Origin of the sequence: Thermobifida alba, from assembly GCF_023208015.1 — a bacterium.
GTDB classification, from domain to species: Bacteria; Actinomycetota; Actinomycetes; order Streptosporangiales; family Streptosporangiaceae; genus Thermobifida; species Thermobifida alba.
The window spans coordinates 3,007,818-3,022,038 of sequence record NZ_CP051627.1 but is presented as its reverse complement, the minus strand read 5'-3'; the positions used below and the strand labels follow the sequence as shown (position 1 = coordinate 3,022,038).

The 14,221-nt window shown below is 66.5% G+C and carries 7 protein-coding genes and 3 rRNA genes; 8 read left to right on the top strand and 2 right to left on the bottom strand.

Going from position 1 to position 14,221, the window contains the following annotated elements; all coding sequences use genetic code 11:
* Positions 1–18 precede the first annotated feature (18 nt).
* From pcrA to rrf, 4 genes are all read left to right on the top strand, one after another.
* Positions 19–2,277 carry a DNA helicase PcrA gene (gene pcrA / locus FOF52_RS13300; protein ID WP_248590280.1) on the top strand — a complete coding sequence of 753 codons (2,259 nt, stop codon included), beginning with the start codon at positions 19–21 and terminating at the stop codon, positions 2,275–2,277.
* 580 nt (positions 2,278–2,857) lie between these two features.
* Positions 2,858–4,393, top strand: a 16S ribosomal RNA gene (locus FOF52_RS13295).
* A 420-nt stretch (positions 4,394–4,813) separates the two neighbouring features.
* Positions 4,814–7,911 (top strand): 23S ribosomal RNA (locus FOF52_RS13290).
* A gap of 87 nt (positions 7,912–7,998) precedes the next feature.
* Positions 7,999–8,114 (top strand): 5S ribosomal RNA (rrf, locus tag FOF52_RS13285).
* The 16S, 23S and 5S rRNA genes sit together here, the layout of an rRNA operon.
* Positions 8,115–8,257: 143 nt before the next feature.
* On the opposite strand, the gene FOF52_RS13280 is transcribed toward rrf, so the two are convergent.
* Entirely contained in the window at positions 8,258–8,536 is a 279-nt protein-coding gene (locus FOF52_RS13280) for a hypothetical protein (protein ID WP_248590279.1), read from the bottom strand.
* A gap of 181 nt (positions 8,537–8,717) precedes the next feature.
* Here FOF52_RS13280 and FOF52_RS13275 point away from each other — a divergent pair, with 181 nt between their 5' ends.
* From FOF52_RS13275 to FOF52_RS13260, 4 genes are all read left to right on the top strand, one after another.
* Positions 8,718–9,485 carry a TSUP family transporter gene (locus tag FOF52_RS13275; protein ID WP_248590278.1) on the top strand — a complete coding sequence of 256 codons (768 nt, stop codon included), beginning with the start codon at positions 8,718–8,720 and terminating at the stop codon, positions 9,483–9,485.
* Between the two features lie 315 nt (positions 9,486–9,800).
* Positions 9,801–10,982 (top strand): ADP-forming succinate--CoA ligase subunit beta, encoded by a 1,182-nt coding sequence (gene sucC / locus FOF52_RS13270; protein ID WP_248590277.1) that lies wholly within the window; start codon positions 9,801–9,803, stop codon positions 10,980–10,982.
* A 20-nt stretch (positions 10,983–11,002) separates the two neighbouring features.
* The gene (gene sucD, locus FOF52_RS13265) at positions 11,003–11,881 is read left to right on the top strand and encodes a succinate--CoA ligase subunit alpha (RefSeq protein ID WP_248590276.1); all 879 of its coding nucleotides are present in this window, start codon (positions 11,003–11,005) and stop codon (positions 11,879–11,881) included.
* Between the two features lie 188 nt (positions 11,882–12,069).
* Positions 12,070–13,578: a cell division protein PerM gene (locus tag FOF52_RS13260; protein ID WP_425265489.1), complete on the top strand. Its 1,509-nt coding sequence runs from the start codon at positions 12,070–12,072 to the stop codon at positions 13,576–13,578.
* Here FOF52_RS13260 and FOF52_RS13255 read toward each other — a convergent pair.
* Positions 13,575–14,003 (bottom strand): DUF4190 domain-containing protein, encoded by a 429-nt coding sequence (locus FOF52_RS13255; RefSeq protein ID WP_248590275.1) that lies wholly within the window; start codon positions 14,001–14,003, stop codon positions 13,575–13,577. The genes FOF52_RS13260 and FOF52_RS13255 overlap by 4 nt on opposite strands.
* Positions 14,004–14,221 lie beyond the last annotated feature (218 nt).

Genomic DNA, 14,221 nt, shown 5'->3' with positions numbered 1-14,221 from the left:
GCGTCTACCCTTGGTGGGGTGTCCTCCCAAGAGCAGCTTCTCGAAGGTCTCAACGAGCCCCAGCGCGCCGCCGTGCTCCACCAGGGCGGTCCGCTGCTGATCGTCGCCGGGGCGGGGTCGGGCAAGACCCGCGTCCTCACCCACCGCATCGCGTACCTGCTGGCCGAACGGGGGGTCCGCCCCGGCGAGGTGCTCGCGATCACCTTCACCAACAAGGCCGCGGCGGAGATGAGGGAGCGCATCGAACGGCTGCTCGGCGAGCGCACGGCCAACGCGATGTGGGTGATGACCTTCCACTCGGCGTGCGTGCGCATCCTGCGCCGCGAGGCCGGACGCCTGGGGTACCCGAGCAGTTTCACCATCTACGACTCCGCCGACTCCCGGAGGCTGATGCAGCTGGTCTGCCGGGAACTCGACCTGGACCCCAAGCGCTTCCCGCCCAAGTCGTTCTCCGCACAGGTGTCGAACCTCAAGAACGAACTGGTGGACTACGACACCTTCGCCGACCGGGCCGCCAACGAGCAGGAGCGCGTCCTCGCCGAGGCGTACAAGCTCTACCAGCAGCGCCTGTACGAGGCGGGCGCGATGGACTTCGACGACCTGATCATGGTCACCGTCCACCTGCTGCAGATATTCCCGGAGGTCACCGAGCACTACCGGCGGCGGTTCCGGCACCTGCTGGTGGACGAGTACCAGGACACCAACCACGCCCAGTACGCGCTGGTGCGGGAACTCGTGGGGGAGGCCGACCCCGCGACGCCCGGGCCGGAGCTGTGCGTGGTGGGCGACGCCGACCAGTCCATCTACGCCTTCCGCGGGGCCACGATCCGCAACATCCTGGAGTTCGAGCGCGACTATCCGCAGGCCACGACCATCCTGCTGGAGCAGAACTACCGCTCCACCCAGAACATCCTCAACGCGGCCAACGCCGTCATCGAACGCAACGCGGAGCGCCGCCCCAAGAACCTGTGGTCGGCGCGGGGGGAGGGGCCGCCCATCGTCGGCTACGTCGCCGACAACGAGCACGACGAGGCGGCGTTCGTCGTCCGGGAGATCGACTCCCTCACCGACGCGGGCGCCTGCGCCCCCGGCGACGTCGCGGTGTTCTACCGGACCAACGCCCAGTCCCGGGTGCTGGAGGAGGTGTTCGTCCGCACCGGGCTGCCGTACCGGATCGTCGGCGGGGTGCGGTTCTACGAGCGCAAGGAGATCCGCGACATCCTCGCCTACCTGCGGGTGCTGGCCAACCCCGAGGACACGGTGAGCCTGCGCCGGATTCTGAACGTGCCCAAGCGGGGCATCGGCGACCGGGCCGAGGCGGTGATCGAGATGTTCGCCGCCCGGGAGCGGATCACCTTCGCCCAGGCCCTGCGCCGCGCGGACGAGGCGCCGGGGATCGCGACCCGCTCCCTCAAGGCGATCAAGGAGTTCGTCGCCCTCCTGGAGGAACTGGAGGCGCTGGTCGCCACGAGCAGTCCGGCCGAGATGGTCGAGGCGGTGCTGGAACGCACCGGCTACCTGAACGAACTCGTCAACTCCAAGGACATCCAGGATGAGAGCCGGGTGGAGAACCTGGAGGAGTTCGTCGGGGTCGCCCGCGAGTTCGAGGCGTCCTTCGACGCCGTGGCCGTCGACGACGACACCGCGGAGGCGGGGGACGGCGCCGCCGAGCCCACCCTGGTGGACTTCCTGGAGCAGATCTCCCTCATCGCCGACGCCGACCAGGTCCCCGACGCCGACGAACAGGGCGGGGCGGTCACCCTCATGACCCTGCACTCGGCCAAGGGCCTGGAGTTTCCCGTGGTCTTCCTGACCGGCCTGGAGGACGGGGTCTTCCCGCACCTGCGGACGCTCGGCGACCGGTCGGCGCTGGAGGAGGAGCGGCGGCTGGCCTACGTGGGCATCACCCGGGCACAGGAGCGGCTCTACCTGAGCCGGGCCGCGGTGCGCAGCTCCTGGGGGGCGCCGGCCTACAACCCCGCGTCACGGTTCCTGGACGAGATCCCCGCGGAGCTGGTGACCTGGCGTCGCGAGGAGTCCTCGATGGAGTCGCTGAGGCGGTCCGCCTCCCCCGCCCGTGGCGCGGCGGCCCGCAGGCCGGAGCGCCGGGTGCCGTCGCTGCGCCCCGGGGACAAGGTCAACCACGACTCGTTCGGGCTGGGCACGGTGCTCCTGGTCGACGGGACCGGGGACCGCACCAAGATCCGTGTCGACTTCGGCGCGGACGTCGGGGAGAAGGACCTCATGGTCAGGTTCGCGCCGATCGAGAAGCTCTGAGCTGGTCCGGACCGGGGACGGCGGCGCCTCGCGGCCCCCGTCCCGCGTCGATTCGCCAAGCGGGCGGAGGTCGGCTAAAGTCTTGCGACGTCGCCGGGATCCGGAGGTCTTCCGGAGCGAGGCGGCCGGATCCAGAGGATGTGCGAAGCGGTCTGCGGAGCGGGTATTCTGGATCTTGGACCGAGCGAGACGGACACGGCGGAAGCCGCGGCCGGGCCGGTCCTCCCACTCCGAGCCGGATGGTCCGAGCACTTCGGACAGGCGCTAGAGTGGAAACACCCCAGAGCGAACCGGCAGGTGCCGGTGGGACTCTGGGAACCAAGCGGAGATGCCGTGGCTGGGGAAGAGCTCCCGGGTGGGGGTTTGTAGACGGTCGGCGGTTGTTTCTTGAGAACTCAACAGCGCGTGTTTGTTTCTTTACAGCCGAGTTTGTGTTGTTTTGGCTCCTTCCATCCCTCGTGTGGGGGGTGGGGGTTCCTTTGATCGGCACCCTTGGGGTGTCGGGCTTGGGTTGAGCCTCTCTTGATAGGTGTGCCGCTTCCGCACCCCCGGTGGGGTGTGGGGGTTGGTGTTTAGGCCTTTGATGGAGAGTTTGATCCTGGCTCAGGACGAACGCTGGCGGCGTGCTTAACACATGCAAGTCGAGCGGTAAGGCCCCTTCGGGGGTACACGAGCGGCGAACGGGTGAGTAACACGTGAGTAACCTGCCCCTGACTCTGGGATAAGCCCGGGAAACCGGGTCTAATACCGGATACGACTTCTCACTGCATGGTGGGGGGTGGAAAGGTTTGTTCCGGTTGGGGATGGGCTCGCGGCCTATCAGCTTGTTGGTGGGGTGATGGCCTACCAAGGCGATGACGGGTAGCCGGCCTGAGAGGGCGACCGGCCACACTGGGACTGAGACACGGCCCAGACTCCTGCGGGAGGCAGCAGTGGGGAATATTGCGCAATGGGCGGAAGCCTGACGCAGCGACGCCGCGTGGGGGATGACGGCCTTCGGGTTGTAAACCTCTTTTACCACTCACGAAGGCTCCCAGTGTTCTGGGGGTTGACGGTAGGTGGTGAATAAGGACCGGCTAACTACGTGCCAGCAGCCGCGGTAATACGTAGGGTCCGAGCGTTGTCCGGAATTATTGGGCGTAAAGAGCTCGTAGGCGGCCTGTCGCGTCTGCTGTGAAAGTCCGGGGCTTAACTTCGGGTGTGCAGTGGATACGGGCAGGCTTGAGGTAGGTAGGGGAGACTGGAATTCCTGGTGTAGCGGTGAAATGCGCAGATATCAGGAGGAACACCGGTGGCGAAGGCGGGTCTCTGGGCCTTACCTGACGCTGAGGAGCGAAAGCGTGGGGAGCGAACAGGATTAGATACCCTGGTAGTCCACGCCGTAAACGTTGGGCGCTAGGTGTGGGGACTTTCCACGGTTTCCGTGCCGTAGCTAACGCATTAAGCGCCCCGCCTGGGGAGTACGGCCGCAAGGCTAAAACTCAAAGGAATTGACGGGGGCCCGCACAAGCGGCGGAGCATGTTGCTTAATTCGACGCAACGCGAAGAACCTTACCAAGGTTTGACATCACCGGTAATCCTCCAGAGATGGGGGGTCCTTCGGGGATCGGTGACAGGTGGTGCATGGCTGTCGTCAGCTCGTGTCGTGAGATGTTGGGTTAAGTCCCGCAACGAGCGCAACCCCTGTTCCATGTTGCCAGCACGTGATGGTGGGGACTCATGGGAGACTGCCGGGGTCAACTCGGAGGAAGGTGGGGACGACGTCAAGTCATCATGCCCCTTATGTCTTGGGCTGCAAACATGCTACAATGGCCGGTACAGAGGGCGTGCGATGTCGTGAGGCGGAGCGAATCTCTTAAAGCCGGTCTCAGTTCGGATTGGGGTCTGCAACTCGACCCCATGAAGGTGGAGTCGCTAGTAATCGCGGATCAGCAACGCCGCGGTGAATACGTTCCCGGGCCTTGTACACACCGCCCGTCACGTCACGAAAGTCGGCAACACCCGAAACGCGTGGCCTAACCCCTCGGGGAGGGAGCGTGTGAAGGTGGGGCTGGTGATTGGGACGAAGTCGTAACAAGGTAGCCGTACCGGAAGGTGCGGCTGGATCACCTCCTTTCTAAGGAGCTTGTGGTGCCGACCGGATTGTCGTGGGTCGGCGAGCTCGACAGTGGAACCCGCTTCCGTGCCTCGTCTGGGGTGTGGGGGTGTGGTACTCGGCGTGTGGAGGAACAGACTTGCCTCGTTGGTCGGCCTTCTTGTGGGGGTTGGGTGGCGGGGGCGCGCTGTTGGGTGTCTGAGGGAGCAACCGTTCCTCTGCGCCGGTGTCCTGTGGTGGGGTGTTGCCTCGTGTGTGGGGTGGGGCCTTGCTGGTGGGGCTGGGTGTGGGGGGTGGGTGTTTCCGCGGGTGCCATCCCGGCGAACTCCGGGCCTGCTGGTCCTCCTGCTGTTGTGGGAGGGGGTGGGTTGGGTGGTGGTCGGGTGTGTGGCTGGTTGTTTGATTTGTGGATAGTGTGCGCGAGCATCTTGTTTCTGTGGTGGCCAAGCGAGTGTGGCATACGGTGGATGCCTTGGCACCAGGCGCCGATGAAGGACGTGGGAGGCCGCGATAGTCCACGGGGAGTTGTCAACCGAGCGGTGATCCGTGGGTGTCCGAATGGGGAAACCTGGCGTGCGTGATGGCACGTCGCCGCTGTCTGAATGTATAGGGCAGTTGGTGGTGACGCGGGGAAGTGAAACATCTCAGTACCCGTAGGAAGAGAAAACAATAGTGATTCCCTGAGTAGTGGTGAGCGAAAGGGGAGGATGGCTAAACCGCGTGCGTGGTAAAGACGGCAGTCGTTGCGTGTGTGGGGTTGTGGGGCGTGTCCGGTTCCATCTGCCGGTGGGACGCGGTGATGGCTCGGCTAGTCGAAACCGGTGGGAAACGGTACCGTAGTGGGTGAGAGTCCCGTAGGCGAAGGCTGGGTCTAGTCGTGGGGCGCGTGCCCGAGTAGCGCGGAGCTCGAGGAATTCCGTGTGAATCTGGCAGGACCACCTGCTAAGCCTGAATACGTCCTGGTGACCGATAGTGGACGAGTACCGTGAGGGAAAGGTGAAAAGTGCCCCGGTGAGGGGTTGTGAAAGAGTACCTGAAACCGTGTGCTGTCAAGCCGTCAGAGCCTGTCTTTTGGGGTGGGTGATGGCGTGCCTTTTGCAGAATGAGCCTGCGAGTCATGGTGTGTGGCGAGGTTAACCCGGGTGGGGGAGCCGTAGCGAAAGCGAGTCTGAAGAGGGCGTTGAGTCGCATGCTGTGGACCCGAAGCGGGGTGATCTACCCATGTCCAGGGTGAAGCGGGGGTAAGACCTCGTGGAGGCCCGAACCCACCAGGGTTGAAAACCTGGGGGATGAGGTGTGGGTAGGGGTGAAAGGCCAATCAAACTCCGTGATAGCTGGTTCTCCCCGAAATGCATTTAGGTGCAGCGTCGCGTGTGCTTGCCGGAGGTAGAGCGACTGGTTGGCTGATGGGCCCGACAAGGTTACTGAGGTCAGCTAAACTCCGAATGCCGGTGAAGTTGAGCGCGGCAGTGAGACTACGGGGGATAAGCTTCGTGGTCGAGAGGGAAACAGCCCAGATCATCGGCTAAGGCCCCTAAGCGTGTGCTAAGTGGAAAAGGTTGTGGAGTTGCTGTGACAGCCAGGAGGTTGGCTTAGAAGCAGCCATCCTTGAAAGAGTGCGTAATAGCTCACTGGTCGAGTGATTGTGCGCCGATAATGTAGCGGGGCTTAAGCACACCGCCGAAGCCGTGGATGCCGGTGCCTCTGTGGGGGTGTCGGTGTGGTAGGGGAGCGTCCTGCGTGGGGTGAAGCTGCGGAGTGATCCTGTGGTGGACTGCGTGGGAGTGAGAATGCAGGCATGAGTAGCGTTACCGGTGTGAGAAACACCGGCGCCGATTGACTAAGGGTTCCTGGGGCAGGTTAATCCGCCCAGGGTGAGTCGGGGCCTAAGGCGAGGCCGACAGGCGTAGTCGATGGATAACGGGTTGATATTCCCGTACCCGTCCGCATGCGCCCAGTACCGAGGCTTCTGATGCTAACCACCACCGGCTGGTGCAGTGCCTTCGGGTGTTGTGGCTGGTCGGCGTGGGATCCGAGGGGGTAGTAGGTAAGTGATGGGGTGACGCAGGGGGGTAGCTCTACCGGGCGGTGGTTGTCCCGGGTCAAGCGTGTAGCCTGGAGCATAGGTAAATCCGTGTTCCGTGACGGGTGAGGCGTGATGTCGAGGCGTTGAGCCGAAGTGAGTGATCCCGTGCTGCCGAGAAAAGCCTCTAGCGAGTGTGTGGACGGCCCGTACCCGAAACCGACGCAGGTGGTCTGGTAGAGAATACCGAGGCGTTCGGGTGAACCATGGTTAAGGAACTCGGCAAATTGTCCCCGTAACTTTGGGAGAAGGGGAGCCCTGTCTGGTGATGGACTTCGCGTCCGGAGCTGGGTGGGGTCGCAGAGGCCAGGGGGAAGCGACTGTTTACTAAAAACACAGGTCCGTGCGAAGTCGTAAGACGCGGTATACGGACTGACGCCTGCCCGGTGCCGGAACGTTAAGAGGACTGGTTAGGTGGGTTTCGGCCTGCCGACGCTGGGAATCTAAGCGCCGGTAAACGGCGGTGGTAACTATAACCATCCTAAGGTAGCGAAATTCCTTGTCGGGTAAGTTCCGACCTGCACGAATGGCGTAACGACTTCCCCGCTGTCTCAACCGTGGGCCCGGTGAAATTGCACTACGAGTAAAGATGCTCGTTTCGCGCAGCAGGACGGAAAGACCCCGGGACCTTCACTATAGCTTGACATTGGTGTTTGGGATGGCTTGTGTAGGATAGGTGGGAGCCGGTGAAGCTCGGACGCCAGTTCGGGTGGAGGCGTTGGTGAAATACCACTCTGGCTGTTTCGGGCATCTAACCTGGGACCGTGATCCGGTTCGGGGACAGTGTCTGGTGGGTAGTTTAACTGGGGCGGTTGCCTCCTAAAGGGTAACGGAGGCGCCCAAAGGTTCCCTCAGCCTGGTTGGCAATCAGGTGGTGAGTGTAAGTGCACAAGGGAGCTTGACTGTGAGACGGACGTGTCGAGCAGGTGCGAAAGCAGGGACTAGTGATCCGGCGTCGGCGTGTGGAAGCGGCGTCGCTCAACGGCTAAAAGGTACCCCGGGGATAACAGGCTGATCTTCCCCAAGAGTCCGTATCGACGGGATGGTTTGGCACCTCGATGTCGGCTCGTCGCATCCTGGGGCTGGAGTTGGTCCCAAGGGTTGGGCTGTTCGCCCATTAAAGCGGCACGCGAGCTGGGTTTAGAACGTCGTGAGACAGTTCGGTCCCTATCCGCTGCGCGCGTTGGAGACTTGAGAAGGGCTGTCCCTAGTACGAGAGGACCGGGATGGACGAACCTCTGGTGTGCCAGTTGTTCCGCCAGGAGCATGGCTGGTTGGCTACGTTCGGGAGAGATAACCGCTGAAAGCATCTAAGCGGGAAGCTTGCTTCGAGATGAGGTCTCCTGCCACCGTGAGTGGGTAAGGCTCCCCAGAGATGATGGGGTTGATAGGCCGGATGTGGAAGCCTTGTGAGGGGTGGAGCTGACCGGTACTAATCGGCCGAGGGCTTGTCCACCGCAGATACAAGGTGTTCGCGCACACGAATCCATGAGTAGGTTTCCCTGCTCGTCCCCCGTGTGGGGGGTGGGTGTGGGGTGAGGGTTACGGCGGTCATAGCGGGCGGGGTCCACCCGGTCCCTTTCCGAACCCGGTCGTTAAGCCGTCCAGCGCCGATGGTACTGCCCTGTGGTGGGGTGGGAGAGTAGGTCGCCGCCGTACACACACATTGAAAAGGGAGAGGATGTCCGAGAGGCATTCTCTCCCTTTTGCTTTTCCGAAGAAATGGGGCCACCCGGTCGGGTGGCCCCATTTCTGTTGGAGAGAGAAATGACACACTCCCTGGCCGGGGGCTCCGACGAGAATCAGGGAGCGCTGTGCCTGCGCAGGTAGTCCAGGTAGAGCGGACGCAACGCCTCGCGGAGCTGCTGGTCCCCCTCGCGTTCCGCGACCAGTTGGCTGAACAGCACCGACAGCTTGGTCGCTCCAGTCCTGCCCGCCTCCGGACGGCCCGCGACCGCCTCGGCACCCGGAATGTGCTCCACCAACCGCCACAGATAGCCGACGTCCCAGCGCCTCCGGGCCAGCGCCACCGCCCTCTCCCGCAGTTCCTCGGTCGCCAACCGCTCGAAGTCCTCGCTCATGCCGCCCCACTACCCGACCGGAGCCGGCCCGTGCCCCCGCGGGGAAAGCGCCCGGACCGTGGCGAGCAGGACGGAACGGAGCAACCGGTGCGCAAGGGGATAGGCTCTTGCTCCTGTGACCACAGGTACCCCTTACCGGGACGCCTCGCGGAGGCGCCCCGCTCAGCCGGACCGGTAGCGCATGGACGTCGAGATCGTCGCGTTGCTCATGGCTGCGGCAGTCGCCGCCGGATGGATCGACGCCGTCGTGGGCGGCGGCGGACTGCTCATGCTTCCCGCCCTGCTCGTGGCCTTCCCGACCACGCCGGTGGCCGCGGTGCTCGGCACCAACAAGCTGACCGCGATCTTCGGCACCTGCTCGGCGGCCATCACCTACGCCCGCGGGGTCAAGTCCGAGGCCCGGGTGGTGTGGCCGGCGGCCGGACTGGCCCTCCTCGGTGCGGGCTGCGGAGCAGCGCTCGCCGGAGCGGTGTCCTCCGCGGCGCTGCGCCCCATCATCATGGTGGTGCTGTTGGCCGTCGCGCTCTTCGTGGTCCTGCGCCCCGCGGTGGGGCGGTTCGCCGAACCGAGGCTGCGCACCCCCGCCCGCATGGCCGTCGCGGTACTGGTGGCGGGCCTGGGAATCGGCTGCTACGACGGCCTCATCGGACCGGGCACAGGAACCTTCCTGATCATCGCGCTGACCTCGATCATCGGCCTGGACTTCGTCACCGCCTCGGCGTCCGCCAAGATCATCAACACGGCCACCAACCTCGGCGCCGTCATCGTCTTCGCCGCCAACGGCGACGTGATGTGGCTGATCGGACTGGGGCTGGCGGTGTGCAACATCGTCGGAGCGCAGGTGGGGGCGCGCATGGCGCTGCGCCGCGGAACGGGGTTCGTGCGCGGTGTGCTGCTGGTGGTCGTGGTGCTCCTGGTAGTCCGGCTCGGCATCGACCAGTTCGCCTGAACACCGGACCCGTTCGGAGCCAGAGTGAAGAAGCTCACAGCGCAGCAGAGCCGACCTGTGAATCTTGTGTAACCCGTCACACGGGTTATCGGCGCAGAGTGGGGAATAACGGACGAACGGCCGGTTCTGGGAGGTCACGCCACTGGTCATCGGCAACCCGGTGTCGGTTGCCGGGAGGCGGGCTGGATAAGCTTCCGCATGGTGCGGATGGCTTGTACGAGCATATTTCCAACGCGGCGCACCCCGGAGAGGTTCCCGCGTTGAGGAACGACCTCCGCAGAACACCCAGCCAGCGAGTCACAAGGACGGACCCTCGTGGACCTGTTCGAATACCAGGCGAAGGCACTCTTCGCGGAATATGGGGTCCCGGTACCCCAGGGGAAGGTGGCGAGCACGCCCGAGGAGGTGCGTGCCATCGCCGAAGAGTTCGCGGCCGCGGGCAAGTCCCGTGTCGTGGTCAAGGCCCAGGTCAAGACCGGAGGCCGGGGCAAGGCGGGCGGTGTCAAGGTGGCCGACGGCCCCGAGGACGCGGTCGCCAAGGCCGAGCAGATCCTCGGTATGGACATCAAGGGCCACACCGTCCACCGGGTCCTCGTCGAAGAGGCCAGCGACATCGCCGAGGAGTACTACTTCTCCTTCCTGCTGGACCGCGCGAACCGCTCCTTCCTCTCCATCTGCTCCGCCGAGGGCGGCATGGAGATCGAAGAGGTCGCGGCGACCAACCCCGAGGCTGTTGCGAAGGTCTCCATCGACCCCCTCAAGGGCGCCCCCGCCGACGTCGCCGCCGACATCGTCGCCCAGGGCAAGCTCCCCGAGGCCGCCGCCCAGGGCGCCGTCGAGGTGATCACCAAGCTGTGGGACGTCTTCGTCGGCAAGGACGCGACCCTCGTCGAGGTCAACCCGCTCATCCTCACCAAGGACGGCCGTGTGGTCGCCCTCGACGGCAAGGTGACGCTGGACGACAACGCCGAGTTCCGGCAGGACCTGGCGTCGCTGGCCTCCGCCGCCGAAGGCGACCCGCTGGAGGTCAAGGCCAAGGAGAAGGGCCTCAACTACGTCAAGCTCGACGGTGAGGTCGGCATCATCGGCAACGGCGCCGGACTCGTCATGTCCACCCTGGACGTCGTCGCCTACGCCGGCGAGCAGTACGGCGGCGTCAAGCCCGCCAACTTCCTCGACATCGGCGGCGGCGCGTCCGCCGAGGTCATGGCCAACGGCCTGGAGATCATCCTCGGCGACCCCGCGGTCAAGAGCGTCTTCGTCAACGTCTTCGGCGGCATCACCGCCTGCGACGCGGTCGCCAACGGCATCGTGCAGGCGCTCGAACTGCTGGAGTCCAGGGGCGAGGACGTGACCAAGCCGCTGGTGGTGCGCCTGGACGGCAACAACGCCGAGCTCGGCCGCTCGATCCTCAACGACCGTAACCACCCGGCGGTCCGCCAGGTGGACACCATGGACGGCGCCGCCGCACAGGCCGCCGAACTGGCCGCGAAGTAAGCGCGGGGGGACTGAACGACATGGCTATCTTCCTGACCAAGGACAGCAAGGTCCTCGTCCAGGGCATGACCGGCTCCGAGGGCACCAAGCACACCCGCCGCATGCTCGCGGCGGGTACCAACATCGTCGGTGGCGTCAACCCGCGCAAGGCCGGCCAGAGCGTCGACTTCGACGGCACCCAGGTCCCCGTGTTCGGTTCGGTGGCCGAGGGCATCAAGGCCACCGGCGCCGACGTCACCGTGATCTTCGTGCCGCCGAAGTTCGCCAAGGACGCCGTCATCGAGGCGATCGACGCCGAGATCGGCCTGGCGGTCGTCATCACCGAAGGCATCCCGGTGCACGACACCGCCACCTTCTGGGCGCACGCGTGCAGCAAGGGCAACAAGACCCGCATCATCGGCCCGAACTGCCCCGGCCTCATCTCGCCCGGACAGTCCAACGCCGGCATCATCCCGGCCGACATCACGAAGCCGGGCCGCATCGGACTGGTGTCCAAGTCCGGCACGCTCACCTACCAGATGATGTACGAGCTGCGGGACATCGGCTTCTCCACCTGCGTGGGCATCGGCGGCGACCCGATCATCGGCACCACGCACATCGACGCGCTCGCCGCGTTCGAGGCCGACCCCGACACCGACGCGATCGTGATGATCGGTGAGATCGGCGGTGACGCCGAGGAGCGGGCCGCCGAGTACATCAAGCAGCACGTGACCAAGCCCGTCGTGGGCTACGTCGCGGGCTTCACCGCCCCCGAGGGCAAGACGATGGGCCACGCCGGCGCCATCGTCTCCGGTTCCTCCGGAACCGCCGCCGCCAAGAAGGAAGCCCTTGAGGCCGTCGGCGTCAAGGTGGGCAAGACGCCCAGCGAGACCGCGAAGCTGGCGCGCGCCCTGTTCTGACGGACCCGACCGGCCCCCGGAACCAGAGGGAGGCCCTGCCGCGGTACGGCGACCGCGGCAGGGCCTCCGCCGTTCCACGCCGGCCTCCCCGCGGGGACACGCCCTACCACACGGGGCCTTTCCGGCGAGTTCCGACACGCCAGCCGGAAATAGGTCCCCCCGGGGCGCGCGCCTGGGAGCATGGAGGGGTGAGCGCGCCTCCAGGACCGTCCAAGCGCCGGAACCCGCCCGGCGGTGGCAGACCCCGCAGACCCCGCAGACCCGACCGCCCCGGCGGCCGCCCGGCGACCGCCCCCGGACCGGTCGGCCACGGCGGACAGACCCGTCCGCTGTACGCGTCGGGCGGAATCGGAGCGGCGTCGGCCGCCTCGATCGGCCTGGCCACGCTCACCACCCTCACCCTCGCCGGCTGGATCGCCGCTCCCCCCGCCACGTTCAGCGACGACATCGTCGACGTGTTCCGGATGGCGGTCCGCATGTGGCTGGTCGGACACCACGTCGAACTCGCCACCTCCCACGGCCGGCTGGGACTGTTCCCCATCGGCCTGCTCGTGCTGCCGGGCCTGCTGCTGTACCACTCCGGACGGCGCCTGGCCCGCGTCTGCGTGCTGCCCCGCCTCAGGCACGCCTTCCAGGCGGCGCTCGCCCTGGCCGGCCCCTACGCGGCCATCGCCGGCACCCTGGCGCTGGCCGGGCGGGACGACACGGTCCAGCCCAGCATGTCCCAGGCGCTGGTCACCGCTTTCCTGCTCGCGTTCACCGCCGGCGGGCTGGGCGCGCTGCGGCAGCTGCTCAAAGACCGCCGGATTCCGTGGCGCGGGCTCCTGCGACTCATGCCCCTGCGGCTGCGCGTGCTCCTGGCGGGCCTCTTCAGCGCGTCGGCGGTCCTCGTGCTGACGGGCGCGCTGCTGTTCCTCGCCGGACTGATCGCCGGCCTCGGGGACGCGGTCGCCACCACCCGGCAGCTCGCGCCCGGTGCGGTCGGCGGTGTCCTGCTGCTCGTCATCCAACTGCTGTACCTGCCCAACGCGATCGTCTTCGGCGTCTCCTACGCGGTGGGAACGGGCTTCGCCTTCGGCGCGGACACGGTCGTGGCGCCCACCGGGGTGGCGCTGGGGCCGCTGCCGGAGCTCCCGATGCTGGCCGCGCTGCCCGACAACGGGCCCGCGCCGGTGCTGTCCCTGGCGGCGCTGGCCGCGCCGTTCCTCGCCGGGGCCGTCGGCGGCTGGCGCACCCTGCGCGACGCGCCGGTACCGGTCAACGAGGCCGCTCCGCTGTGGGGTTTCGCGTGCGGGGTGGGCACGGGAGCGCTGTGGGCCGGGCTCGCGGCCCTGGCCGGAGGCCCTCTGGGCGCGAACCGGCTGGCCGAGGTCGGCCCCTCCCCCTGGCAGGTGGGGGTGGTCGCGGCCCTGGAGGTGGGGGTGAGCGCCGCGGTCGCCGCGTGGGTCGTCAACTGGCGGCACCTCCGGGACGCGGCCGCGGGCGACGGCGCCGGCCGGGAGGGCGTACGGCAGCGGAGGGACGACGAGGCGCCGCGGCCCGGTCCGCGGCGCCCGGTCCGGCGGCCGCGTCTGTCGGGCTCCCGGTGGGGCGGGCTCCGGAGAGGGGGCGGGGAGGACGACTCCGAGGATTTGTACGGCGTCACCTACGAGGCTGACGCGGATCCTCCGGACCGTTCGGACCCGGCGCGGGACTAGGGGTTGGCCCGGCCGTTCTCCAGCAGGTCACGCACCCACGGCTGGTCGGGGAAACGGTCGCCGACCGCGTCGAAGTAGGCGTCGTCGCACTTCTCCTGGGCGCTGACCGTGTGGGCGCGGGCGGTGCACTCGCCGTAGGCCCTGAGTTCGTCGGAGAACACCGCCAGGGCCGCGGTCAACAGCAGCGCCCACAGGATTCCGATGACGCCGACGACGATGCTGGCGACCGAACCGGGCGCCTGTGTTCCCTGGGCACGGGCCTTCCTGCGGGCGCGGGCTCCCTGGACGATGCCGAGCACGGAGAGGGCGGCGCTGTAGGGGAGGAGCAGCAGGCCGGCGAAAGAGAACATGAGCCCCCACAGGCCGCCGCGTTCGACCGTCACTTCGTGTCTTCCGGGCTGCGGCGCCGATGGCTCACCGTTCACAGGGGCTCCTCAACTCGACCGTGGGGTGGTGGAACTAGCGTCTCCCTAGACGCTACAGGGTTGCTGGGACCGAGGGCCGCCCACGCTCTCCCTCGCCATCGGGCCCCGGCTTCTCCGACGGTGCCGCATGGCGGGATAGGCTGACCCCAGCACGGGTTGTTCACCCTGCGGCGCCCTGTCGGTCACAGGGCGGACCCATACCCTGGACGGCGTGTGGT